Source organism: Streptomyces sp. NPDC051322 (assembly GCF_040689485.1).
Classification (GTDB): domain Bacteria; phylum Actinomycetota; class Actinomycetes; order Streptomycetales; family Streptomycetaceae; genus Streptomyces.
Window position 1 is genome coordinate 308,134 of sequence record NZ_JBFBAK010000004.1, and the last position, 23,163, is coordinate 331,296.

Consider the following 23,163-nt stretch of genomic DNA (forward strand, 5'->3'; position numbering starts at 1 on the left):
CCCCGGAATCCCCGCATAGCGTTCGACTATCGGTCGCATTCCTGAATCGCGCATTGTGAGCGTCCCCCTCCTGAGCGAGCCTGGCCACAGTCGGCACCAGGCCGGCGAGTCCAGCGAAGGGGAGGAAATGGCAGCACACCTTCGGCTCAACTTCATCGACGGGAAGTGGGTACCGGCCGAGTCCGGACAGACCCGCGAGAACGTCAACCCAGCCGACTTCTCCGACGTGATCGGCGAGTTCGCCGAGTCAGGTGGGGTCGACATCGACCACGCCGTCGATGCGGCGGCGGTCGCGCTGCCCGCCTGGCGGCAGCTCGGTCCCATCAGGCGCGGAACTCATCTGACGGAGGCGAGTCGCATCCTCGGTGAGCGCGCCGAGGAGGTCGCCGCGGCCATCACCCGGGAGCAGGGCAAGCTCCTGTCGGAGGCACGCGGCGAGGTGTCGCGGGCGCGCGCCATCCTCGACTTCACCGCTGGACAGGCTCGGCTGCTCGGCGGAGTGACGGCGCCGGCCGAGGAGGAACGTACCTTCGCCTATACCTTCCGTAAGCCGATCGGGGTCGTCGGTCTGGTCTCTCCATGGAACTTCCCGCTGGCCATTCCGATGTGGAAGGTGGCCCCGGCGCTGCTGTCCGGGTGTACGGCCGTGCTCAAGCCGTCGCCCCTGACGCCTCTCACGTCGGCGCTGCTGGTCGAGGTGTTGCAGCAGGCGGGCGTCCCGGACGGCGTGGTGAATCTGGTGCAGGGCGACGTCGCGGCCGGCGAGGCGCTGGTGGCCAATCCCGCGGTCGCCGGGATCAGCTTCACCGGATCGCTGCCGGTGGGCACGGCCATCCACGCGGGCGGTGCACGGCGGCTGCTGCGCACCCAACTGGAACTGGGCGGCAAGAACGCGCTGATCGTGTGCGACGACGCCGATATCGGCCGGGCCGTGGACGCCGTGCTGCACGGTGCCTTCGGACAGGCCGGGCAGCGCTGCAGCGCGACCAGCCGGGCCGTCGTCGACACGAGGGTGCGGGACGAGTTCCTGGACCGGCTCGTGGCGCGGGTGTCGGACCTGCGGGTCGGTCCGGGCAACGATCCCGCGTCGGAGATCTGTCCGGTCGTCAACACAGCCCGGCTGGAAGCGGCGCTGACCGCGGTCACAAGGGCGCAGCGGGACGGCGGGAAAGTGCTGTGCGGTGGCGGCCGGGAGATCCGGGAGGATCTGCCGGAGGGCTGCTACGTCCAGCCGACGGTGATCCGGGACGTGCCGTGGGACAGCGAACTGGCCCAGGAGGAAGTCTTCGGTCCTGTTCTCGCAGTCGTCGATGCGGACGGTTTCGACCAGGCGATGACGATCGCGAACTCGGTGAAGTACGGGATGTCGGGCACCATCTTCACCGCTTCCCAGTCGCGGGCCTTCGAGGCCATCGACCGCTTCGAGGCAGGGATGTTGCACGTCAACCGGCCGGGTGTCGGGGCGTACGCGCATCTGCCGCACGTCGGTTCCAAGGCATCGCAGTACGGGCCGCCCGAGTGCTCCCCCGAGGTGTGGGACTTCTACACCGAGTGGCATTCGGCTTGCATCAGTCACTGACGGCTCTCGTCAGGGGAGGCAGCGGTAGGGCCCGGCGGGATTTCCCGCCGGGCCCTACCGCTGTGCAGGTCAGGAGCCGACGACCTGCTGTGCGAGACCGAAGGACAGTGTCATGCCGGCCCCGCCGAGTCCGTTGACGATGGTGACACCGTCCTCGGGGGTGAGCAGCAGTTCCGTCCGTCCGTCGCGCAACGACGGGTAGTAGCCGCTCCAGTACTCGGTGATCTGCGGGTCGGGCAGCTTGGCGAAGGTGGCGAGGTAGTCGAGAACCGCCTGGTTGATCTGCTGGCTCTCGAAAGGGTCGTGCGTCTTGCCGTACGCGTGGCTGTCGCCGATCGTCAGCCTGCCGTCCGACGTCTGCGACAGCAGTACATGGATGCCGTTCTCCCGGTGGAAGGTGTATTGCTCGGACAGCCGCTCCGCCAGAGCGGCGCGTGAGGTGCAGTCGTCGAACGCGGCGTAGTGCAGCAGTGTCAGCCCGCCGCAGAGCATCGGGCCGAGCTGCCAGCCCGCCGGCTGCACTCCGGTGCGCATCATTTGAAGCTTGCAGCGCACCATTCCGCTGTCGGCAAAGACGTCGGGGTACAGCGTCTCGAAGTCGTTGCCGCTGCACACGTAGACGTTGTCGACCCGCCAGTCACCCGCGGTGGTCGACACGGTCGGCATGTCGATACCCCGCACCGTCGCGCCGAACCGGACATCGACGCCGTGCTCGGCGGCCAGGTATACGGCTACTGCCGGTATGGCCCTGCGCGGGTCGACGTTGACCTCCGTCGGGCTCCACATGGCGCCCAGGAGCCCGTCGGCCCGCGCCGCGTCGCTGCGCTTCAGCGCGTCCTTCGCTGTGATCATGCCGGTGCCGTGCTCGCGGGCCGCCGGGGTGGTCGCGACGAACTCCTCCAGTACCGCCATCTCGTCCGTCTCGTGCGCCAAGTGGAGCGAGCCGCTCGGGACAGCCCACAGACCGGTCTTGGCCGCGATCTCCAGCCAGACCTCGCGGCTGCGCAGCGCCCGTTCGTAGACCTCGCCACGCTGCTGCCCGATCGACCAGATCATGCCGAAGTTGCGAATGGAGGCGCCGACGGAGAAGTCGTCGCGCTCGAACAGCACCACCCGGTCACCTCTCTTGGCGGCGGCCAGGGCATGGGCGAGGCCGACGATGCCGCCGCCGACGATGGCGGTGTCAGCACGGTAGTTGGTCATACGGTTCCCCTCTCAGGACGGACCAGCAGGGTCAGAATCGGGATGTGGCGCACGGGAGATGCCGGGCGACGGGAGATGCGGTTACGCGGCACGGGGCAGCCGGTTCCAGTGCGGGAGCATGACCAGTCCGGCCAGGAACGCCGCGCCGGCGAAGCCGGCGAACAGCACTGAGCCGGAGAGGAATCCGGGCAGCAGCCCACCGAGGATCGCTCCGACCGATCCACAGCCGTTGACGAGTCCCGCCGCGGTCCCCGCGCCCTTGGCGCTGCCGAAGTCGACGGCAGCCACACAGGAGATCATCGCGTCCGCGGCGTACACGGCCAGGCCGATCAGCGCCAGCATGGCGATCATCACGCCGGCGTTGCCGGCTGCGGTGAGCGGCATGAACAGCGCGAGTGCGGCGGTCAGCACGCCCAACGCGATCACGCAGCCCGGCACCCGGCGGGACTGGAAGAGCCGGTCCGAGACCCATCCGATGAGGATCGGCGCGGCAACTCCGGTGACGCCGAAAGCGATCGGGATGAGAGTGTCGCCGACCTTGCCGACCTCGGGGAGCCGGCGGCTGACGATGACGGGGCCCCAGAGCAGGATCGCGTATCGAGCGGGCTTGAGCAGGAAGTAGCTGACGCCCAGGGTCAGCACCATGCGGTCGCGCAGCGTCTCACGATAGAGCGCGAGGCTGGTCGGGCCGGCCTCCTTGACATCGTCGGCCGCGATGTCCGGGCCGGGGGCGGAGGGGGCCTCGTCGGGGGCGGCGAGCCCCACATCCTTCGGTGAGTTGCGCTGGAACACCAGGAACAGCACGAGGATCAGGCCGAGTGTTGCGGCGCCCCCGAAGAACGCCGCCTGCCAGCTGTCGAAGACGGAGTAGGCGACCCATCCCAGGAACGGCGGGGCAACCAGCCCTCCGAAGGCGTAATTGGTGCTCCACAGGCCGAGGATCCGGCCGCGCTCGCCCACCGAGAAGAAGTTGCCCATGTTCTTGCAGAGCGGGGCCCAGCCGGCCGACTGGGCGAGCCCCTGGATGACCATCGCGCCGCCGAAGACCAGCAGGGCGCTGCTCAGCCCCATCAGGCAGGCGGCGGCGATGGCGCCGATCATGCCGCCGATCACCACGACGCGCGGGCCGAACCGGTCGGCCCACATCCCCCACAGGAACTGGCCGGCCGCGTATGCCGCGAGGTAGACGGCGTCGATGGCCCCGAGGGCATGCTCGGTGAGCACGGTGTTCACCGTGGGGTCGTCGAGAATCCCGAGCTTCGCGACGGAGAACGTCTGGCGTGCGAAGTAGAAGCCCGCGTAGGCGAGCCAGGTGATGACGAAGATCTGCCGACGCCAGTGAGTGGCCCGGGCGGAGAGCGGTACCGGAGAGATCTGGCTGAGCGCTTCACGGCTGGTGACGGCGGCGCTGGTCCGGCTGTCCGGTTCTTGCTGTGGTACGAGGTCGGCCATGGTGGTGTCCTGTCCTCGGGATGCGGGGAAAGTTCGGGTGGTGCGGCCACAGGGTTCGGTCTTCCATTCGGCTTTCGGGGGCGCTGCCCGGCCCCGGTACACGCTTCGGCGGCAGCAGGGTGGGCGAGGTCAGTCGGTGAGCGACTGACCTGCGGCGAGTGAGGTGCCCACCCAAAAGGCGTCGAAGTTCCGCAGTCGGTGCCCCGCGGGCAGCGTCCCGGTATGCGCGTTCACCAGGAAAGGCACCTTCTGCTCCGTCAGCCCGCCGTGCGAGCGCAGCGGCTCCTTGAAGTCGGAGATGTCGTGCCGCGCCGGGGTGGTCCCGAGGACCGCGTTGCGTTCGGAGATGACGACGATCTCGCCGATCCGGTCGCCGGGGAGCTCGAAGCGCTCGCACGCCTCCGCGCGGGTCAGGACGGTGTGCACGCCGTCCTCCGCGGCGAGTCCCGCCACGACGGCGGGTACGTCGGCGTTGTCGGGCAGATGCACGGTGGCGTACGACCCGAGCGCCCCGTGGTGCACGGTGTACGGATCAGTGATCGGCAGGATCACCCTAGACGCGCCTTCGCCGAGCCTCTCGTCGAGGAGATCCTGCAGGAACACGACCTGCGCCGTGCCCCCGCCGTCGCTCTTGGCGTTCATGCCGTGGTCGGCGGTGATGACGAGGACGGCTCCCAGGGCGTCGATCTTCTCGAAGTACATGTCGAGCATGGCGTAGAAGTCGTTGGCGGCCCGCGAGCCGGGGGCGTGCTTGTGCTGGACATAGTCGGTCAGCGACAGATACATCAGCTCCGGCCGCTCCTGCTCCAGCACATCGACGCCGGCGGCCATCACCAGCTCACTGAGTTCCGCGCTGTAGACGGACGGCAGTTCCATGCCGACCCGTTCCAGCACCTTGGTGATGCCGTTGTTCTCCTCGGTCAGCTGATCGGCCTTCTCCGCGGAGAAGCACATGCCGTCCTTCAGTCCGCTGCCCAGCAGCCGGCGCAGTTTGTCCTTGGCCGTGATGATCGCGACCTTGGCTCCGGCCTGCGCGAACACCGAGAAGATGGTCGGTGCGCGGAGCAGCTCCGGGTCGTTCATCATGACCTCGGTGCCGGTCGCCGTGTCGTAGAAGTAGTTGCCGCAGATGCCGTGCACGGCCGGCGGCACACCCGTCGCGATGGACATGTTGTTGGGGTTGGTGAAGGACGGCATCGTGCAGTCGCCCCGCAGATCGCTGCCCCTTTCCAGCATCCGCTCCAGGAAAGGCATCCGGCCGTCCGCCACCGCCCGTTCGTGGTAGGCGTCCTCGCTGCCGTCGATGCAGACCACCACGACGGGCCGCTGGGGCCAGGAGTAGTCGCGCCCGTTCACGGAGAGGTGCTCGGCCCGCCCGGCAAGAGAGTCCTTCATGTATGGATCCGCCCCTCGAGGTTGAAGACGAAGACGGCCACTTCCGTCTCGTACCAAAGGGGTAACACCCAGCGCCGCCGGCGCAGAACCTCTTGGATTGCTATAGCCGTCATAGCCGCATGCACGCCGCCGCGCCCCTCCCCACCAGGGCTGATCGCGGATAGGATCGCCGACAGCCGATCATGACGGGTCCTGCGAGGAGGAGTGTGGAACTCAACCTTCACCGCTTGTGGATCTTTATGCAGGTCGTCCAGCACCAGGGATTCTCGGCAGCCGCGCACAAGCTCTACATGAGCCAGCCGTCCGTCTCCAATCAGGTACGCAGGCTCGAGCAGTCACTGCGCGTCACACTGATCGACCGTTCCGGCGCCCGGATCCGGCCGACGGCGGAGGGCGAGGTGCTGGCCGAGTACGGCAAGCGCGTGTTCCTCCTCGCCGACGAGGCGGTCGCCGCCGTGCAGCAAGTCAGCGGACTCACCTCGGGACGGCTGCTGGTGGGCGGCACGACGACGGTCGGCACCTATCTTTTGCCGCAGTTGCTCGCCCGTTACCAGGAGCACCATCCGGGAATCGAGTGCGACGTCTACGTGGGCAACAACGAGGCCGTACTGGAACGGCTGCTGGCCGGCGGCATCGGCATCGCCGTCGTCGCGGGCGCGCCCACGGCTGAGCAGCTCGTCTCGGAGACGGTCCTCTCCGAACGGCTCGTGCTGATCGCCGCCCCCGGCCATCCGCTGGCCGGTGGGCAGCAGGTGGAGCCGGCCGCCTTGCGCGGCTCGCGGTTCCTGCTGCGCGAGCCGGGCTCGCAGACCCGCGAGCTCCAGGAACAGGTGCTGCAGGACTGGGAGTTGACGGACTACTCACGCAGTGATGTGTGGGGCCCCGAGGCGGTCAAGCAGTGCGTGGCGGCCGGCCTCGGGGTCTCGTTGATCTCCGAGCACGCAGCCGCCGACCACGTACGTGCCGGGACGCTGGTCCTCGTGCCGGTGGGGCCCGAGCCGCGGTCCCGGCCGGTCAATCTGGTGCGCCGCCGGGACCGGCTGTTGTCCCCTGCCGAGCGGGCCTTCGTCGGGATACTGAAGTCGCTCGGTCGCTGGCCGGATGAGCTGCCCGGTCGGTGACGACCGGCCCGGCACGTCCTGGAACACTGTTGCGTGACAGTGACCCATGACAGGAGCCATCGATGAGCCTGTACGACATCCCGCTGAGGACCCTGACCGGCGAGCCCACTTCGCTGGCCGATTTTCGGGGCCGGGCGGTGCTGCTGGTGAACGTCGCGTCCAAGTGCGGCCTCACGCCGCAGTACGCGGGGCTCGAGCGGCTGCAGAAGACCTACGGCGACCGCGGCTTCACCGTCCTCGGCGTGCCCTGCAACCAGTTCGCCGGCCAGGAGCCGGGCAGCGCGGAGGACATCCGGACCTTCTGCTCGGCCACCTATGGGGTGACCTTCCCGATGCTGGAGAAGACCGAGGTCAACGGCGAGCGGCGGCATCCGCTGTACGCGGAGCTGACCCGGGTGGCCGACGCCGGGGGCGAGGCCGGGGACGTCCAGTGGAACTTCGAGAAGTTCGTGATCTCCCCGCAGGGCGAGGTCGTCTCGCGTATTCGCCCGCGTACCGAGCCGGACGCGCCGGAGGTCGTCGCGGTCATCGAGGCGCAGCTCCCGGCCTGAGCGGCTGCCCTGGCGCCGGTGTCCGGCCCGCGCTTGCGGGCCGGACCGGACCGGACCGGCCGCAAGGGTTCAGCGGATGGGCATTCCGGAGAGGGTCCGGGCGATCACCAGTCGCTGGATCTCGCTGGTGCCCTCGAAGATCGTGTAGATGGCGGCGTCCCGGTGCATACGCTCCACCGGGTACTCGCGGGTGTAGCCGTTGCCGCCGAGGATCTGGATGGCCTGGGCGGTGACCTTCTTGGCGGTCTCGCTGGCGTACAGCTTGGACATCGAGCCTTCGGCCGAGGTGAACTGCTTGCCGGTGGTCGCCATCCAGGAGGCGCGCCAGACCAGCAGTCGTGCGGCGTCGATCTGCGTGCGCATGTCGGCGAGCTGGAAGGCGACGCCCTGGTTGTCGATGATCGGGCGGCCGAACTGGCTGCGGGTCCTGGCGTAGTCGAGTGCCACCTCGTACGCGGCGCGGGCGGTGCCGACGGCCATGGCGCCGACTGCCGGACGGGAGGCCTCGAAGGTGGCCATGGCGGCGTTCTTCACCCTCTCGCCCCCGCCCTGCGCGGCCCGCTCGCGGGCCCGGGCCAGCCGCTCGTCGAGCTTCTCCTTGCCGCCGAGCAGGCAGTGGCCTGGGATCCGTACGTCCTCGAGGACGACCTCGGCGGTGTGCGAGGCACGGATGCCGTGCTTCTTGAACTTCTGGCCCTGCGAAAGGCCGGGGGTGCCGGGCGGGACGATGAACGACGCGTGTCCCTTGGAGCCCAGATCCGGGTCGACGACGGCGACCACGACATGCACATTGGCGATGCCGCCGTTGGTCGCCCAGGTCTTGGTGCCGTTGAGCACCCACTCGTCGCTCGCCTCGTCGTACACCGCGCGGGTACGCATGGCGGCGACGTCGGAACCGGCATCGGGCTCCGAGGAGCAGAAGGCGGCGAGTTTGACGTCGTCCGGGTCGCCGTACATCTGGGGAATCCAGGTGCCGATCTGCTCCTCGGTACCGTTGGAGAGAACGCCGACCGCCGCGAGGCCGGTGCCGACGATCGACAGGGCGATGCCCGCGTCGCCCCAGAACAGCTCCTCCATGGCCATCGGGATGCCGAGGCCGCTCGGGTCGAAGAACTGCTGGGCGTAGAAGTCCAGGGAGTAGATGCCGACCTTCGCGGCCTCCTGGATCACCGGCCAGGGCGTCTCCTCACGCTCGTCCCACTCCGCCGCGGCGGGGCGGATGACGTCTGCTGCGAACCCGTGGATCCAGTCGCGGACCTGCTTCTGGTCGTCGTTGAGTTCGAGCGTGAACTCGGCCATGTCCCCTCCAGCACTGCGGGCAGTCGTTTCATCCATGCGTTACTAACGGTAACTTCAGTGTGTTACTCACAAGTAGCCTCTGTCAACCTCCGAAGGCGCGATCAGCACCGGTATCGAACAGGGTGTTACGTTTCGCGGGGGCACGGAATTCGCAGGGGCGGGGAGAGGCACGCATGGGCACCACAGAAGCCACGCAGCAGTCGGCGGCACACCGGCGACGCAAGGAACTGCTCGAGGCGGCCGACCGTGTCGTCCTGAGGGACGGACCGAAGGCGTCCATGAACGCCATCGCCGCCGAGGCAGGCATCACCAAGCCCATCCTCTACCGGCACTTCGGGGACAAGGGCGGTCTCTACCGGGCGCTCGCCAAGCGGCACACCGACGCACTGCTCGACGCACTGCGGGCCGCGCTGGACGCCCCCGCCGAGCGACGCGAACGCGTCGAGGCGACGCTCGACACCTATCTCGCGGCGATCGAGGCGCGACCGCAGGTCTACCGGTTCCTGATGCATCCGGCCGACGAGTCCCAGCAGCCCGAGCAGGCCTTCGATGTCGGACTGCACTCGGCGCCGCTGCTGCGCCGGCTCGGCGAGGAACTGGCCAAGGTGATCGCCGAGCGCGTCGACCTCGGCCCGGACAGCGATCAGCTGGCCCGCGTCTGGGGCCACGGCATCGTCGGCATGATGCACGCGGCCGGCGACTGGTGGCTCGGTGAACGCCCGTGCTCCCGCGAGCGGTTGGTCAGCAGCCTGGCCGATCTGCTCTGGGGCAGGCTGGCCGCTTCCGGGAACCGGGCCGGCGGTCCGGGCTTCTGAACGCCGGCGGCATCCGGCCCGGCTCCCTTCGGACGGACGGCGCTGCTGCCGAAGCCGGCCTACCGGGGCCGCCGGCCGGCCGCGCGCAGCGCCTTGCGCTTGCGCCAGCCGGTGAGCCGGTCGGTGTAGACGGTGCCGTCGAGGTGGTCGCACTCGTGCTGCAGACAGCGTGCGAAGAATCCGCTACCGCTGACGGTCACCGGCTCACCGGTCACCGAGAAGCCTTCGACGACGGCGTGGTCGAAGCGAGGGGTGCCCGCCTCGACGCCGGGCAGTGAGAGACAGCCCTCGGCGCCCCGCACGGTGATCCCGTCCGCCTCGACCAGCCGGGGGTTGACCAGATGACCGAGGTGGCGGACGTCCTCGTCGTCAGGGCAGTCGTAGACGAACACCCGCCACGCCACGCCCACCTGGTTCGCCGCGAGTCCGACCCCGCGGGCCGCGTACATCGTGGCGAACAGGTCCTCGACGAGCTGCGCGAGCGACGGGCCGAATGCGGCCACCGGTTCGCACGGAGCGTGCAGTACCGGATCACCGAGCGGCCTCATCGCTCGCACGCGTCCGGAACTGCCGGGGATCGGGCGGTTTCGCATGGCCGCAAGGGTACGTTCCACCCGGCGGGGCATCGCCGCCGGTGGTGCCGAGGTCGGGCAGGCGGCCGGATCTCGATAGGCTGAGCCCCGCGCCGACGCAAGGAGGATCCAGAACGATGGCAGGCAACACGGAGCCGCTGTCGCCGCGGGCCAAACTGGCCGTGACGGCAGGCAAGGCCGCGGCAGCGGTATCGCGCGCCGCGGGGCGCGGCAGCGGGTCGGTGATCGGCGGCAAGGTCGCACTGCGGCTCGACCCCGACCTGCTGGGACGTCTCGCGCAGCACCTGGACGTGATCCTGGTGTCGGCGACCAACGGCAAGACGACGACGACCCGGCTGATCGCCGAGGCCCTGCGGGCCGCCGGCCCGGTGGTCTCGAACGCCCTGGGCGCCAACATGCCCGCGGGGATCACCTCCGCGCTGGCCGGCGGCTCGGACGCGCGCTACGGCGTGATCGAGGTCGACGAGAAGTACCTGGCCGGGGTGGCGCGCGACACCACGCCCAAGGCGATCGCCCTGCTCAACCTCTCCCGGGACCAGCTCGACCGGGCCGGCGAGACCCGCATGCTGGCCGAGCGGTGGCGCGAGGGGCTGGCCGGCACCAAGGCCGTGGTCATCGCCAATGCCGACGACCCGCTGGTCGTCTGGGCGTCCTCCTCCTCGCCCACCGTGGTGTGGGTGGCCGCGGGTCAGGAGTGGAAGGACGACGCCTGGTCGTGTCCTTCCTGCGGCGGTGTGCTGCAGTGGCCGAACGACGACTGGTTCTGCGCCGACTGCGGTTTCCGTCGCCCCACGCCCAGTTGGGCGCTCTCCGGCGATCACGTGCTGGATCCGCACGGCTCCGCGTGGCCCATCCATCTGCAGTTGCCGGGCCGGGCCAACAAGGCCAACGCCACCACCTCGGCGGCCGTCGCCGCCACCTTCGGGGTACCGCCGCAAGTGGCGCTGGAGCGGATGTACGCGGTGCAGGCCGTCGCCGGCCGCTACGACGTGGTGTCGTTCCTGGGCCGTGAACTGCGCCTGCTGCTCGCCAAGAACCCGGCGGGCTGGCTGGAGACGTTCTCGCTGATCGACCCGCCACCCACCCCGGTGATCCTGGCGGTCAACGCCCGCGGCGCCGACGGTACGGACACCTCCTGGTTGTGGGACGTCGACTACACCCGCCTCGCCGGCCATCCGATCTTCGTGATCGGGGACCGCAAGCTGGACCTCGCGGTCCGCCTGGAAGTGGCCAATCTGCAGTTCCGGGTCTGCGAGAGCGTGGACGAGGCCGTTCAGTACGCACCGCCCGGCCGGATCGAACTGATCGGCAACTACACCGCGTTCCAGGACGTGCGCCGCCGCGTCGGCAACTGACCGCAGAGGAAACGATGATGAGCGAGAACAGCCTGCGTCTGGTGTGGGTCTACCCTGACCTGCTGAGTACCTACGGCGACCAGGGCAACGCCCTGGTGGTGGAGCGCCGCGCCCGTCAGCGCGGTCTCGACGTGACACGTATCGACGTACGCAGCGACCAGCCGGTGCCGACGTCCGGTGACATCTACCTGATCGGCGGCGGCGAGGACCGCCCCCAGCGGCTGGCCTCCGAGCGACTGCGGCGGGACGGCGGCCTGCAACGGGCGGCCTCCAACGGAGCGATCATCTTCTCGGTCTGCGCCGGGTACCAGATCCTCGGTCACGAGTTCATCAACGACCTCGGCGAGCGCGAGCCGGGCCTCGGGCTGCTCGACGTGGTGTCCACCCGCGGGGAGGGCGACCGCTGCGTGGGCGATGTGTACGGCGACATCGACCAGCGGCTGGGTCTGCCGCCGCTGACCGGCTTCGAGAACCACCAGGGCATCACTCATCTCGGCCCCACCGCCCGCCCGTTCGCCCGGGTGTCCCTCGGCCGGGGCAACGGAACCGGCGACGGCACCGAGGGGGCGTACAACGACACCGTCTTCGGCACGTACATGCACGGTCCGGTCCTGGCCCGTAATCCGCAGATCGCCGATCTGCTGCTGAAGCTGGCTCTCGACGTGAACGCGCTGCCGCCGACCGACGACCGGTGGTACGAGGCGCTGCGCGCCGAACGGGTCGCCGCAGCGACCCAGCCCGCGTAGCGGCGCCACCCGCATGAGGCGCCGGACGTACATCTGAGCGGTGTCCAGCAGGCGGACGTCAGGTGCGGTCCGGCCGCTCCGCGCCGGTATGGTGACGGGGATCCAGCCGGACGACGTGGTCCGGTCACAGGCCCACGTTGCAAAGGTTTGTCGGGCAATGCGAATTGGTGTGCTCACCTCCGGCGGGGACTGCCCCGGCCTGAATGCCGTCATCCGCTCGGTCGTTCACCGTGCCGTCGTCGACCACGGCGACGAGGTGATCGGCTTCCACGACGGGTGGAAGGGCCTGCTCGAGTGCGACTACCGCAAGCTGGACCTCGACGCGGTGGGCGGCATCCTGGCCCGCGGCGGCACGATCCTCGGCTCGTCCCGGGTCCAGCCCGCCCATCTGCGGGGCGGCGTGGAACGCGCCAAGGGCCACGTGGCCGACCTGGGCCTGGACGCGATCATCCCGATCGGCGGCGAGGGCACGCTCAAGGCGGCCCATCTGCTCTCCGAGGCGGGGCTGCCGATCGTCGGCGTGCCGAAGACGATCGACAACGACATCGCGTCGACCGACGTGACCTTCGGTTTCGACACGGCCGTCGGTGTGGCGACCGATGCGCTCGACCGGCTGAAGACCACCGCCGAGTCGCATCAGCGGGTGCTGATCGTCGAGGTCATGGGGCGCCACACCGGCTGGATCGCGCTGCACTCGGGTATGGCTGCCGGTGCGCACGCCATTGTGGTCCCAGAGCGCCCCTTCGACATCGGCGAGCTCTCCGAACTGGTCGGCCGGCGTTTCTCGGCCGGCAAGAAGTTCGCCATCGTGGTGGTCGCCGAGGGCGCCAAGCCCCGCGAGGGCTCGATGAGCTTCGATGTGGGCGGCAAGGACATGTACGGCCACGAGCGTTTCGCCGGTGTCGCCAGGCAGCTCTCCGCCGAGCTCGAGCAGCGGCTCGGCAAGGAGGCCCGACCGGTGATACTCGGCCATGTTCAGCGCGGCGGCACTCCCACCGCGTACGACCGGGTACTGGCGACACGTTTCGGCTGGCACGCGGTGGAGGCGGCGCACCGCGGCGCCTTCGGGATGCTCACCGCGCTGCGCGGCACGGAGATCGTCATGGTGCCGCTGGCGGAGGCCGTGGAGACGCTCAAGACGGTGCCGGCCGAGCGGTATGCCGAGGCAGAGTGCGTGCTCTGACCGCTCCGCGCCGTACAGCGGCGAGCGCTCCGTAATCGTCCGATACGGTATGAACTGCCCCCGGCCGCAACCGCGGCCGGGGGCAGTTCTAGTCTGGTGCGGACATCAGGCACGAATCAGGAGTGAGTGGATGGATCACAGCGGGCACGGCATGACCATGGATCTGCCGCCGTTCACGCTGGGGCGGGCGCTGGAGTTCTCCGCGGACCCGTTCTTCCTGATCGGCTGCCTGCTGGCTCTCGCACTGTACGGCTGGGGTGTGATGCGGCTGCGCGGACGAGGCGACAGCTGGCCGACGCACCGGATCGTGCTCTTCACCATCGGTGTGCTGACCGTGGCGGTGACGATGTGCACCGGGCTGAACGACTACGGCATGGTGATGTTCAGCGTGCACATGGTGCAGCACATGATCATCAGCATGCTCTCCCCCATCCTGCTGCTGCTCGGCGCACCCGTGACGCTGGCGCTGCGGGCGCTGCCGGTGGCCGGCCGCGGCAACCGCAAGGGGCCGAGAGAACTGCTGCTGGCGCTGTTGCAGAGCCGCTACCTGCGGATCATCACGCACCCGGCGTTCACCATTCCGCTCTTCATCGCCAGCCTCTACGGGCTGTACTTCACCCCGCTGTTCGACACCCTGATGGGGTCGAAGACCGGGCACATCGCGATGATGGTGCACTTCCTCCTCGTCGGCCTTGTCTTCTTCTGGCCGATCATGGGCGTGGACCCGGGGCCGCACCGGCCGGGCTACATCATGCGGATCATGGAACTCTTCGCCGGTATGCCCTTCCACGCCTTCTTCGGCATCGCCCTGATGATGGCGACCCAGCCGATGGTGCAGGCGTACCGCCACCCGCCGCTCTCACTGGGTATCGACGCGCTCTCCGATCAGGAGGCGGCGGGCGGGATCGCCTGGGCGTTCAGCGAGGTCCCCTCGGTGATAGTGCTGATCGCACTGGTCTTCCAGTGGTACCGCTCCGAGCAGCGGGTCGCCCGGCGCTCCGACCGGGCCGCGGACCGCGACGGTGACAAGGAACTGGCGGCGTACAACGCCTATCTCGCTTCGCTTCAGACCCGCGGCCAGTAGCGGCGGAGGCCCCTGTGGGGTGACGATGGTCCTCCGGCCCGAGGAGGAGCGGACATGCCCGGTTCTACGAAAGCGATGGGTGTCATGACCGTCGGCGCCCTGGTCATGGTGACGGGGTACTCGGCGGTACTCGGCAGTAGCGGATGGCTGTGGTTCGGCTGGGTGATCCTGGGGATGGTAACCCTCGGAATGATCGCCTCGCGCGGCACCGACTGAGCCGGCGAGCACGCACGTCCCGGGTGGGTCCGGCGGACTGAAGGGCTCAGGTTGTTCTACTACATCTTGAAATACGCCGTTCTGGGACCACTGCTGAGGCTGCTTTTCCGGCCCAGGATCGAGGGCCGCGAGCACATCCCGGAGGACGGCGCGGCCATCGTCGCCGGAAACCATCTGTCCTTCTCCGATCACTTTCTGATGCCGGCCGTCATCAGGCGGCGCATCACGTTCCTGGCCAAGCAGGAGTACTTCACCGGTCCGGGCGCCAAAGGCCGGCTCACCGCGGCCTTCTTCCGCAGCGCCGGACAGATCCCGGTCGACCGCTCCGGCAAGGAGGCCGGGAAGGCCGCGGTGCGTGAGGGGCTCGGTGTGCTCAGCCGGGGCGAGCTGCTCGGCATCTACCCGGAGGGCACCCGCTCGCACGACGGCAAGCTCTACAAGGGCAAGGTCGGCGTCGCCGTGATGGCGATCAAGGGGCAGGTGCCGGTGGTGCCGTGCGCCATGGTCGGCACCTTCGAGATCCAGCCTCCCGGGCAGAAGATACCGAAGATCAAGCAGGTCACGATCCGCTTCGGCGAACCGCTGGACTTCACCCGCTATGCCGGCATGGAGAACCAGAAGGCGGCGCTGCGTGCGGTCACCGACGAGATCATGTACGCGATCCTCGGTCTCTCCGGTCAGGAATACGTCGACGAGTACGCCGCGGACGTGAAGGCGGCGCACGCCAAGAAGTTCCCCAAACGACTGCGCTGACGGCGAATCAGCCCTCGGCAGAAGTTCGTGGGCAGGGCCGGAGCCGGGACCGTAGCGTCGGCCTCATGACTACCGGGAACGCTTTTGTACTGGGAGCGACGGGCCAGATCGGGCGGGCCGCGGTGCGCGCCCTCGCTGCGGACGGCTGGGAGGTGCAGGCGGCTTCCCGCGGGGCGGGCCGCGACGACGGCCTGCCCGACGGTGTACGAACAGTGCGTGTCGACCGGGACGACGAGGGGGCGCTGGCCGCGGCGCTCGGTGACGGCTGCGACGTACTGGTCGACATGGTGGCGTACGGACAGGACCACGCCAGACAGCTCACCGGACTCGCCGACCGTATCGGATCGGCGGTGGTGATCTCCAGTGGTGCGGTGTACGAGGACACCGACGGCCGAAGTTTCGACACCCAGGGCGCGCCCGACGGGTTCCCCCGCTATCCGGTGCCGATTCCGGAGAATCAGCCGACGGTGGCTCCGGGAACGGCGACGTACGGCACGCGGAAGGTCGCCCTGGAGCGCGGTCTGCTGGCTGCGGCCGGGACGCTTCCGGTGACCCTGCTGCGGGCCGGCGCCATCCACGGTCCGCACTGCCGCACGCCGCGCGAGCTGTTCTTCGTCAAGCGCGCACTCGACGGGCGGCCGGTGCGCGTCCTGGCCCACGGCGGCCGGAGCCGGTTCCATCCGGCCCATGTCTCGAACCTCGCCGAGATGATCCGGCTGTCCGCCCGGCAACCGGGAGCCCGGGTACTCAACGCGGCGGACCCGCAGGCCCCCACCGTCGCCGAGATCAGCGCGGCGGTCGACGAGGTCATGGGCGTGCGGAGCGAACTGGTCCTGATCGAGGGTTCCGCACCGGTGGGGAACACGCCGTGGGGCGTCGACCATCCGGTGGTGTACGACCTGTCCGCCGCCGAGCGGGAACTCGGCTACCGCCCGGTGACCGGGTACGCCGAGTCACTGCCGCGGACGGTGGAGTGGCTCACCGCGCAACTGCGCGGCAAGGACTGGCGGGAGGCCTTCCCCGCGATGGCGAAGGCGTACGACCCGCATCTCGACCTCTTCGACTACGCGGCGGAGGATGCCTGGCTCGACAGCCCGGCACGGCATGGCTCTTCGAGCCCTTCGTGAGTGGGGCCCGCCGGATGCGGGAGGACTGGTCTCTGGGGTTCGTCAAGGTCGACCGGTCCGACATATCGATAGCTCCGCCCCGTTCACTCACGTCAGCCAACCTGGAGCACTTCCGACACACGCTGCCGGCCCACCGCGGCGTCGAGCCCGGCGGCGAGGGAGGGCACGAGCATGCAGCAACTCCAGTACAGGTCCTTGGAAGCCACGATCCCTCGTAGCCGTCCCCAGCGGCCGGCGAGCGCGACCGTGAGCTGTGACCGGGCTCCATCGGCAAACCGCGCTCGAGGGGCACAACGCCCCGGTTCCCGTCTCCAGCAATACAGCGCACGACCGTGAGGACAGTTGGGCCCAGCGGCCTCGAGTTCGGCACTGAACAGCTACGTCGAGCCGACGGGCCACGTCCTGGACCAAGGCGTCGCCTCCCCAGGGCTCACAACGCGTCGAGTCAGGTCACCCGCTATACCTGTGCTGCCCTGGCGAAGGAGTTGGTGACCGCGACAGCGCTCCACCAACACGGCTCTCCGGAGTCTGGTGTGCTTGTCGCGGCCCACGGATCCGCCGTGCGCAAGTTCAATCTTCATCGGCGTGGCGGGGACCGTGATCGGCGTGGGTAGGCTCTTCAGGAAGCTACGCGAACCACGGTCCCCACTACGGGAGGGGAGCCCACGCCCGCCTCTGCTCAGCGGACGAATCCCGGTCGGAGATCTATGACAACCAGTGGTCACCGCATTCCCCTGCCGGAGTTTGGTCAGGCCTGAGCAACGCTTCGTTCATTGGTAGCCGACTCTGCGCCTGTCGCCACGTTGTGGTTGTGCAGAGCGCGGTACGAGATGAAGTACACGAAGGCCTGAAGTCCCCAGGTGGCGAGAGCGAGGACGTAGAAGGTAGTGCGGTCCTTGTCGTCGCCCGGAAGCGGGAAGAAGTCGTACGTGAGTGCGACGAAGGTCGCCGCAGCGGTAGTGAACGCAGAAGCGATGGCCAGACCCCTGGCACGGATCTTCCAGAGCCGCAACGAAAAATAGGCGAGAAACACGGTAGAGAGCGCGTTGACGATGACGAAGAACGTTGCCGGGACGACGTGGAACCCATGGCCATGGAACTGCTGGAGATACAGCCCGGCGACGATGCCCAGTCCAAACACGCTGATGTCGACCGCCACCGTCGGCTTGTACCGGTGCGTTACTCGCATCAAGCCCATGACGAGAATCAGGGAGACGCCCACCGATCGTGAGAAGGCATCGAAGAAGTACGCGATAAAGTACATGGGGTTGCTCGTGTCGCCGCCGAGGAGGGACCAGGCGAGGAAGTTCGAGCCGGATATGGCGATGATGATCCATTCCAGGCCGAGCAGGTAGTTGCCGTACTGCCGAATGAGTTTCCATCCGTAGAAGAAGCCGACGAAGATCATCCAGAGGTCGGACAGCATGAAGAGCAGTGCTTTCACGGTTTGCGGTTCCTTTGGCTGGGGCTCTCTTGCTGAGCAGAAGGCCAATCCGTACAGGGATTCGTTGAACTGCCTCGGACATGGACGCTGTCAGAGCGAAGGGGCTGGTTCAGGACACGGCAGCTTCAGCCCGCCGACCGGACCGAGCGCGTGAGATCAGCACAGTCACCACGATGAGCAGGGCCAGAACTCCTGAGAGCCAGTAGCCGATGCCGTAGAGGCCCCTTGCAGCGACCTCGCGACCGGTTCCGGGCACCGGTACCAGGGCGGCACTGAGGTCGCCGCTGACCAGTGCCGTGCCGAAGGCGAACCCCACGGCCATGAAGGTGCCGGCGGCACCGGCTGCCATTCCGGCCTTCTCCTCGGACACTGCCATCTGCACCAGGGTGAAGCTGGCCGTGTAGCCGATTCTGCACCCGAGACCCAGGACGGCAGATCCCACGAGGTACTGCCACTGCTGGTCGTGCGCCACGGCAAGCCAGGCCAGTCCCGCTGCACTGATGAGCGCTCCGGTGACAAAGACGGGCACACCACGGCCCTTGAACAATGCGCGGTCGAGCACTGTACCGCGGACCAGGAACGCCGCCGCGAAGGGTGCCATGACCAACGCGGTGTTCAGCGCGCTGAGGCCGAGGCCGTAGGCGTCTGCCGGGCGAAGAGCCGCGGGAGTGATCTGGGCGTAGGTGCTGAGCAGGAGCATGAAGGCCGCATTCACGGCTGCGAACAACGCGATACACACGCACGAAGCGGTGACCAATGGCGCCTTCATCATCGCGACGTCGAAGACCGCCGAGGACGACTTGCGCTCGACGCGCACCCAGGCGATGCCACCGATGATGCCGGCCGCCAAGGGAATGAGTGCAGCGGTGCCCCACAGCAGGCCCTGCGTCAGCGTGAGCAGGATGGCAGCGACCCAAGCGATCATCCACACCGTGCCGAGTACTCCGATGCGGCGGGCGCGCTCGGCGGGCGGGACATGCGGGATCGTGGCGTAGGACGCAGCGGCCGTGGCCGCGCAGGCAGCGGTGAGGATGATGAAGAAACATCGCAGCGACAGGTTCTCGACGATGAAGCCACCACCGATCATGCCGACGACAATGCCGGCACCGGTGGCGATGACCAGGACCGCGACTCCCACCGTGATGCCGCTCTCGCCGAGATTGCGGCGCAGGAAACCGAGCGGGAGCAGCTGGGCCGCGCCACCGAAGCCCATCAGAGCGCAGCCGACCAGAAGGGTCGGATACGAGTCACCGACGGCCGGGATGAGCGCGCCGACCGTGAGGAATGCGGCAGCCGCCACGGAGGTGTTCCGGTCGCCGTGCACGTCGGCGAGGCGCGGCAACAGGATGAACCCGGCCCCCCCGCCCAGGGTCAGCGCCGAGTAGACCCATGTCGTGTCGGCCACTGTGGCGAGGTGGTAATGCGCCTGGATGACCGGCAGGAGCGGTGGCAGGACGAAGACGACTGCGTTGGTCAGGGCGACCAGCAGCGCGGCTACGCCGATGAGCGCCCACTTGTTCGGCGCAGGGCGAGAAGGCGCCTGGTGGTCGAGTCCGGCAGGTTGATGGATCTCTGTCATGCCATTTTCCGATTCTTATCAGACGTGGCCGGGAAGCCCGGCTCCGATGGCGGTGCAGTCGTCACGGCTGCGCAGGCCGACGGGGTCGAATATCTGCTCATCGACTCGCATCGGCCGACCTAGCGCTCCGCGGACCAGTCGAGCGCTCGCTGGATCTCCTGCGGGAACGACCGGGACGGCGTCGAGATCGAAGGGAGCGAGTTCGTTCTTGTCATGGCAGGCCCACGCTTTTGCAGGACGCGGCCACGCCGGATCGGCGCCGACTCACCCTTCGATCCGCCCGAACGCTAAGCCAAGTTAGTCATCCGTTCAAGACATTCGACCTAAAAATTCCGCAGCCCGGTCGCAGCTCTCGACCGCAGGCCCACACCAGGACGGGCATCGGCCGACCAAGCGCCTGCGTAGGCGGCTTTCACCAGGAGGATTTCGCGCGAGCGGCCCCAACAAGAGTGGATCTGGAGCTAGAACCTCAAGGTGATGGCAGAGACGCTCGAGGGGCGAAGCGGTCGGCCACGTGGTGTTGACAGAGCCGCCGACGCCGCCGGGGTCGACGACCCGGCCACCGTGGCGGCGCCAGCCCTGGTCCACGCCTTCTTCGAGGAGGGCCCTAGCGAAAGTTGATCATATGATCTAGTCTTACGATCGGGTTATATCGCCCAGGTCCTGTCATGGTCCCTGCATAAGGAGCACCCCTGTGACTACTCCTCCCGTCGAACGATCAACGCCGTCCCCCAGTCCGGACGGCAGGCGGGCCTGGCCAGGGCCCGCGGAGACAGGAGTGCAGCAGCCGCCCAGTTGGCGCAGGCTTCTCGACCCCGAATCGCTCCAGGCAGCCGATCTTTTGTCCGAGGTGCTCCCGCGGCCTCTGCATACTCTCGGGCTTGAGGGCGTGCGAAAGTTCACGGCCCCGCAGCCCCCGCCCCGACACACCCAGGTCGCATCCGTGACAGAGGACGACGCCACCTGGACCGAGTCAGCCGGCGTGCATCGCTCCGTGCCGGTTCGAATCTATCGGCCGCACGAGCCCCACCCGGCGTCTGCCGGCCTGCCCTGCCTGCTCTATCTCCATGGTGGGGGCTTTACGGTCGGCAGCCTGGACGGCGTCGACGAAGTGTGCCGTCTCTTCAGCAGCCGCGCCGGGTGCGTCGTGGTCTCGGTCGACTACCGACTGGCCCCCGAGCATCCATTCCCCGCCGCGATCAACGACACGCGGGCAGCCCACGCCTGGCTCGTCGAAAACGCGGCGGCCCTTGGCATCGACAGCCACCGCATCGCAGTCGGCGGTGACTCGGCCGGCGGAGGCCTTGCGGCAGCGCTCTGCCTGGACCTGCACAGTCGCGGACTGCCCCAGCCGGCGCTCCAGGTCCTCATCTACCCGGCGGTGGACGACTCTTTCGACCGGCCGTCCTGGGCCGAGTTCGCGGACGCACCCTTGATGGGGACCGCCGACGCGAAATGGTTTCTGCGTCAGTACGTGGGCGACGACGGCGTGGCACCCAGCCCCCTCCTGACGCCCCTCCAGGCTCCGACCCTGGCCGGCCTCGCCCCCGCCCACATCATCACCGCAGAGGTGGATTGCTTGCGCGACGACGCCGAGGCGTATGCGCGCCGGCTCAAGACAGAAGGCGTCCCGGTACGGCACCACCGCTGTCCAGGGGTGTTCCACGGCTTCTTCACCGAGGTCGGCACCTTCGTCAAGGCCGCCGAAGCCGTCACGGATGCGTGTGCCAGCCTCCGCAACGTCTTCAGCGACGGGGCTCTCACATCGTGACGAGCCACGTGGCCCATGCCGAGAACTCGCGTCAGGTGCAACGCTGTTGCGTTCGTGCTCCCGGAGCAGACGCTCACGTCTTCCTGATCACCCAGCTCGAGTGCGCGAGCGCCGAGCTGGGTGATTGCGTTGTTTTGGAGAGAGCTGTCAGGCCCCGGCAGCGTCGAAACTGAGGACTCAGTGGCCGGACATGCCACCGTCCACGGCGAGCGTGCTGCCGGTGATGTAGGACGAGGCCGGCGATGCCAGGAAGAGCACCGCCGCGTCCAATTCATGCTGCCGTCCCAGCCTGCCGAGAGGGCTGCGTTCCGCGATGAAGTCCATCAGCAGGTCCTCGGGCACGGCCGCTGTCATCTCGCTGGCGAAGTAGCCGGGCGCCACCGTGTTGACCCGGATGCCCCGGCGGCCCGCCCACTGGGCGGACAGGTCTCGGGTCAGTCCCATCAACCCGGCCTTGCTGGCCGAGTACGCGGCTTGCGGAGCGTAGGACGTGATGAAGCCCAGGGTGCTGGCGACGTTGACGATGCTGGAACCGGGCGCCATGACCTTCGCGCAGGCCTGGGCCGACCAGTAGGCGCCGTTGAGATTGAGGTCGATGACCCGGCGGAACTCCTCCGGACGCTCACGCAACGCGGGGACTGCGGTACCGATGCCCGCGTTGTTGATCAGGACGTCGATCCGGCCGAACTCCTCAAGGCCGGCCCCGACCATCACCTCGCACTGCTCGGGATCGGTGGCGTCTGTGGCAACGGTGACCGCACGCCTTTCGGCTGCCCGCACCTGGTCGGCGACGGCCTCCAGCTTGTCGGTACGGCGCGCGGCGAGCACGAGGTCGGCACCGGCCTGAGCCAGCGCGACGGCGAAGCCGGCGCCGAGTCCGGAGCTGGCGCCGGTGATGACGGCCACTTTGCCGTCCAGGCGGAACAGGTCGAGGACAGAGGTGGTCACAGGTTCCTCCTCAGTGCGCGCAGTCCGGCCGCGGCCAGGGGCGCCGGAGCGTCGCCCACGGTCTCGAACCCGGAGCCGAGGGTCAGGCCCTGGCGGTGGCGGGCGTGGATGCCTTCGGCGATCACCGCGATCTTGAAGTAGCCGAGGGCGATGTAGTAGCCGACGTTCTCCAGGCCGCGGCCGCTCGTGGTGGCGTAGCGCTCGGCCAGGTCGGCGGGTGCGGGCAGACGTGGGCTGGTCGAGGCGGCCCCGCCCGCAAGGACCGGTGCGAAGACCGGGTCGGTGTAGACCAGGTGCAGGCCGAGGTCGGCGAGCGGATCGCCGAGCGTGGCCATCTCCCAGTCCACCAGGGCACGGACCTGCGACGGGTCGGCCGGGTCGAGGATGGCGTTGTCGATGCGGAAGTCGCCGTGCACGACAGAGGCGCCGCTCTCGGGCGGGCAGGCCTGCGCGAGGAGCGCATGCAGGGCCTCGACATCGGGCAGAGGGCGGGTGCAGACCCGTCGCCACTGGTCGCGCCAGCGCGCGACCTGGCGGGCGAGGTAGCGCTCGGGCCGACCGAAGCCGTCAAGGCCCACTGCGGCGGGCTCGACGGCGTGCAGCCGGGCCAGCACGTCCACCAGGGCGTAAGCGCAGTCGGTGACCGTCTGGCCGGGCCACGCGCCCAGTTGTGCCTCGGTGCGGATGACGACACCGTCCACGTACTCGACCAGAGCGAACGGCACACCCATCACCCGGGCGTCGCCGAAGGCGACAGCCCGTGCCACCGGAACACCGCTGCCGGCGAGCGCGGAGACCACCCGGTACTCCCGGGCCATGTCGTGCGCCGAGGGCGTCAGCCCGCCCAGGGGCGGACGGCGCAGCACCCAGCTGCTCTGACCGTCCGTCAGCCGGTAGGTCAGATTGGAACGGCCTCCCTGCATGAGCTCCGATGGAGCTCACCGCGGAA

At 68.6% G+C, this 23,163-nt stretch carries 21 protein-coding genes; 12 read left to right on the forward strand and 9 right to left on the reverse strand.

All coding sequences use genetic code 11. The features are described from left to right. The first annotated feature begins 127 nt into the window (after positions 1-127). The gene (locus AB0436_RS12550) at positions 128-1,579 is read left to right on the forward strand and encodes an aldehyde dehydrogenase family protein (RefSeq protein ID WP_366467780.1); all 1,452 of its coding nucleotides are present in this window, start codon (positions 128-130) and stop codon (positions 1,577-1,579) included. A gap of 69 nt (positions 1,580-1,648) precedes the next feature. Here the strand turns inward: AB0436_RS12550 and AB0436_RS12555 are convergent, their stop codons facing one another. From AB0436_RS12555 to phnA, 3 genes are all read right to left on the reverse strand, one after another. Continuing rightward, entirely contained in the window at positions 1,649-2,782 is a 1,134-nt protein-coding gene (locus AB0436_RS12555; protein WP_366467781.1) for a TIGR03364 family FAD-dependent oxidoreductase, read from the reverse strand. 81 nt (positions 2,783-2,863) lie between these two features. Next, positions 2,864-4,234 (reverse strand): MFS transporter, encoded by a 1,371-nt coding sequence (locus AB0436_RS12560; protein WP_366467783.1) that lies wholly within the window; start codon positions 4,232-4,234, stop codon positions 2,864-2,866. Between the two features lie 129 nt (positions 4,235-4,363). Further along, positions 4,364-5,629: a phosphonoacetate hydrolase gene (phnA, locus tag AB0436_RS12565; protein WP_366467784.1), complete on the reverse strand. Its 1,266-nt coding sequence runs from the start codon at positions 5,627-5,629 to the stop codon at positions 4,364-4,366. 206 nt (positions 5,630-5,835) lie between these two features. On the opposite strand from phnA, the gene AB0436_RS12570 reads away from it, so the two are divergent. Both AB0436_RS12570 and AB0436_RS12575 read left to right on the forward strand, forming a co-directional pair. Then, the gene (locus AB0436_RS12570) at positions 5,836-6,750 is read left to right on the forward strand and encodes a LysR family transcriptional regulator (RefSeq protein ID WP_366467785.1); all 915 of its coding nucleotides are present in this window, start codon (positions 5,836-5,838) and stop codon (positions 6,748-6,750) included. A gap of 62 nt (positions 6,751-6,812) precedes the next feature. Next, positions 6,813-7,301, forward strand: coding sequence for a glutathione peroxidase (locus AB0436_RS12575; RefSeq protein WP_366467786.1), 489 nt, complete (start codon positions 6,813-6,815; stop codon positions 7,299-7,301). 69 nt (positions 7,302-7,370) lie between these two features. Here the strand turns inward: AB0436_RS12575 and AB0436_RS12580 are convergent, their stop codons facing one another. Next, the gene (locus AB0436_RS12580) at positions 7,371-8,600 is read right to left on the reverse strand and encodes an acyl-CoA dehydrogenase family protein (protein ID WP_366467787.1); all 1,230 of its coding nucleotides are present in this window, start codon (positions 8,598-8,600) and stop codon (positions 7,371-7,373) included. 173 nt (positions 8,601-8,773) lie between these two features. Between AB0436_RS12580 and AB0436_RS12585 the strand changes: the two genes are divergently transcribed. After that, complete coding sequence (locus AB0436_RS12585) at positions 8,774-9,415, forward strand: TetR family transcriptional regulator (RefSeq protein WP_366467789.1); 642 nt, start codon at positions 8,774-8,776, stop codon at positions 9,413-9,415. A 59-nt stretch (positions 9,416-9,474) separates the two neighbouring features. Here the strand turns inward: AB0436_RS12585 and def are convergent, their stop codons facing one another. Continuing rightward, entirely contained in the window at positions 9,475-10,008 is a 534-nt protein-coding gene (def, locus tag AB0436_RS12590; protein WP_366467791.1) for a peptide deformylase, read from the reverse strand. Positions 10,009-10,124: 116 nt separating this feature from the next. Here def and AB0436_RS12595 point away from each other — a divergent pair, with 116 nt between their 5' ends. From AB0436_RS12595 to AB0436_RS12625, 7 genes are all read left to right on the forward strand, one after another. Next, positions 10,125-11,363, forward strand: coding sequence for a MurT ligase domain-containing protein (locus AB0436_RS12595; RefSeq protein ID WP_366467792.1), 1,239 nt, complete (start codon positions 10,125-10,127; stop codon positions 11,361-11,363). 17 nt (positions 11,364-11,380) lie between these two features. After that, positions 11,381-12,109: a glutamine amidotransferase gene (locus AB0436_RS12600; RefSeq protein ID WP_365858113.1), complete on the forward strand. Its 729-nt coding sequence runs from the start codon at positions 11,381-11,383 to the stop codon at positions 12,107-12,109. 157 nt (positions 12,110-12,266) lie between these two features. Next, positions 12,267-13,292, forward strand: a complete 1,026-nt coding sequence (locus AB0436_RS12605; protein WP_366467793.1) for a 6-phosphofructokinase — start codon at positions 12,267-12,269, stop codon at positions 13,290-13,292. Between the two features lie 130 nt (positions 13,293-13,422). After that, entirely contained in the window at positions 13,423-14,376 is a 954-nt protein-coding gene (locus tag AB0436_RS12610) for a cytochrome c oxidase assembly protein (RefSeq protein ID WP_366467794.1), read from the forward strand. Between the two features lie 54 nt (positions 14,377-14,430). Continuing rightward, on the forward strand, positions 14,431-14,592 hold the full coding sequence (locus AB0436_RS12615; RefSeq protein ID WP_365858120.1) for a hypothetical protein: 162 nt from the start codon (positions 14,431-14,433) through the stop codon (positions 14,590-14,592). A 51-nt stretch (positions 14,593-14,643) separates the two neighbouring features. Further along, positions 14,644-15,345 carry a lysophospholipid acyltransferase family protein gene (locus AB0436_RS12620; RefSeq protein ID WP_366467795.1) on the forward strand — a complete coding sequence of 234 codons (702 nt, stop codon included), beginning with the start codon at positions 14,644-14,646 and terminating at the stop codon, positions 15,343-15,345. 65 nt (positions 15,346-15,410) lie between these two features. Continuing rightward, entirely contained in the window at positions 15,411-16,472 is a 1,062-nt protein-coding gene (locus AB0436_RS12625; protein ID WP_366467796.1) for an NAD-dependent epimerase/dehydratase family protein, read from the forward strand. 748 nt (positions 16,473-17,220) lie between these two features. On the opposite strand, the gene AB0436_RS12630 is transcribed toward AB0436_RS12625, so the two are convergent. After that, a complete protein-coding gene (locus AB0436_RS12630; RefSeq protein WP_366467797.1) occupies positions 17,221-17,916 on the reverse strand; it encodes a transporter in 696 nt (231 codons plus the stop codon). Between the two features lie 109 nt (positions 17,917-18,025). Continuing rightward, positions 18,026-19,495 (reverse strand): MFS transporter, encoded by a 1,470-nt coding sequence (locus AB0436_RS12635; RefSeq protein ID WP_366467798.1) that lies wholly within the window; start codon positions 19,493-19,495, stop codon positions 18,026-18,028. A 943-nt stretch (positions 19,496-20,438) separates the two neighbouring features. On the opposite strand from AB0436_RS12635, the gene AB0436_RS12640 reads away from it, so the two are divergent. Beyond that, positions 20,439-21,266 (forward strand): alpha/beta hydrolase, encoded by an 828-nt coding sequence (locus tag AB0436_RS12640; protein WP_366467799.1) that lies wholly within the window; start codon positions 20,439-20,441, stop codon positions 21,264-21,266. A 177-nt stretch (positions 21,267-21,443) separates the two neighbouring features. Here AB0436_RS12640 and AB0436_RS12645 read toward each other — a convergent pair whose 3' ends face one another. Continuing rightward, a complete protein-coding gene (locus tag AB0436_RS12645; RefSeq protein ID WP_366467800.1) occupies positions 21,444-22,214 on the reverse strand; it encodes an SDR family oxidoreductase in 771 nt (256 codons plus the stop codon). Next, the gene (locus AB0436_RS12650) at positions 22,211-23,137 is read right to left on the reverse strand and encodes a phosphotransferase family protein (RefSeq protein WP_366467801.1); all 927 of its coding nucleotides are present in this window, start codon (positions 23,135-23,137) and stop codon (positions 22,211-22,213) included. The genes AB0436_RS12645 and AB0436_RS12650 overlap by 4 nt, the downstream gene beginning before the upstream one ends. Positions 23,138-23,163 lie beyond the last annotated feature (26 nt).

What these genes read in the sequence shown, in the direction of transcription:
- AB0436_RS12550 (WP_366467780.1), top strand. Translation starts at nt 128, where the DNA reads ATGGCAGCACACCTTCGGCTCAACTTCATCGACGGGAAGTGGGTACCG.
- AB0436_RS12555 (WP_366467781.1), bottom strand. Translation starts at nt 2,782, where the DNA reads ATGACCAACTACCGTGCTGACACCGCCATCGTCGGCGGCGGCATCGTC.
- AB0436_RS12560 (WP_366467783.1), bottom strand. Translation starts at nt 4,234, where the DNA reads ATGGCCGACCTCGTACCACAGCAAGAACCGGACAGCCGGACCAGCGCC.
- phnA (WP_366467784.1), bottom strand. Translation starts at nt 5,629, where the DNA reads ATGAAGGACTCTCTTGCCGGGCGGGCCGAGCACCTCTCCGTGAACGGG.
- AB0436_RS12575 (WP_366467786.1), top strand. Translation starts at nt 6,813, where the DNA reads ATGAGCCTGTACGACATCCCGCTGAGGACCCTGACCGGCGAGCCCACT.
- AB0436_RS12580 (WP_366467787.1), bottom strand. Translation starts at nt 8,600, where the DNA reads ATGGCCGAGTTCACGCTCGAACTCAACGACGACCAGAAGCAGGTCCGC.
- AB0436_RS12585 (WP_366467789.1), top strand. Translation starts at nt 8,774, where the DNA reads ATGGGCACCACAGAAGCCACGCAGCAGTCGGCGGCACACCGGCGACGC.
- def (WP_366467791.1), bottom strand. Translation starts at nt 10,008, where the DNA reads ATGCGAAACCGCCCGATCCCCGGCAGTTCCGGACGCGTGCGAGCGATG.
- AB0436_RS12595 (WP_366467792.1), top strand. Translation starts at nt 10,125, where the DNA reads ATGGCAGGCAACACGGAGCCGCTGTCGCCGCGGGCCAAACTGGCCGTG.
- AB0436_RS12600 (WP_365858113.1), top strand. Translation starts at nt 11,381, where the DNA reads ATGAGCGAGAACAGCCTGCGTCTGGTGTGGGTCTACCCTGACCTGCTG.
- AB0436_RS12605 (WP_366467793.1), top strand. Translation starts at nt 12,267, where the DNA reads ATGCGAATTGGTGTGCTCACCTCCGGCGGGGACTGCCCCGGCCTGAAT.
- AB0436_RS12610 (WP_366467794.1), top strand. Translation starts at nt 13,423, where the DNA reads ATGGATCACAGCGGGCACGGCATGACCATGGATCTGCCGCCGTTCACG.
- AB0436_RS12615 (WP_365858120.1), top strand. Translation starts at nt 14,431, where the DNA reads ATGCCCGGTTCTACGAAAGCGATGGGTGTCATGACCGTCGGCGCCCTG.
- AB0436_RS12625 (WP_366467796.1), top strand. Translation starts at nt 15,411, where the DNA reads ATGACTACCGGGAACGCTTTTGTACTGGGAGCGACGGGCCAGATCGGG.
- AB0436_RS12635 (WP_366467798.1), bottom strand. Translation starts at nt 19,495, where the DNA reads ATGACAGAGATCCATCAACCTGCCGGACTCGACCACCAGGCGCCTTCT.
- AB0436_RS12650 (WP_366467801.1), bottom strand. Translation starts at nt 23,137, where the DNA reads ATGCAGGGAGGCCGTTCCAATCTGACCTACCGGCTGACGGACGGTCAG.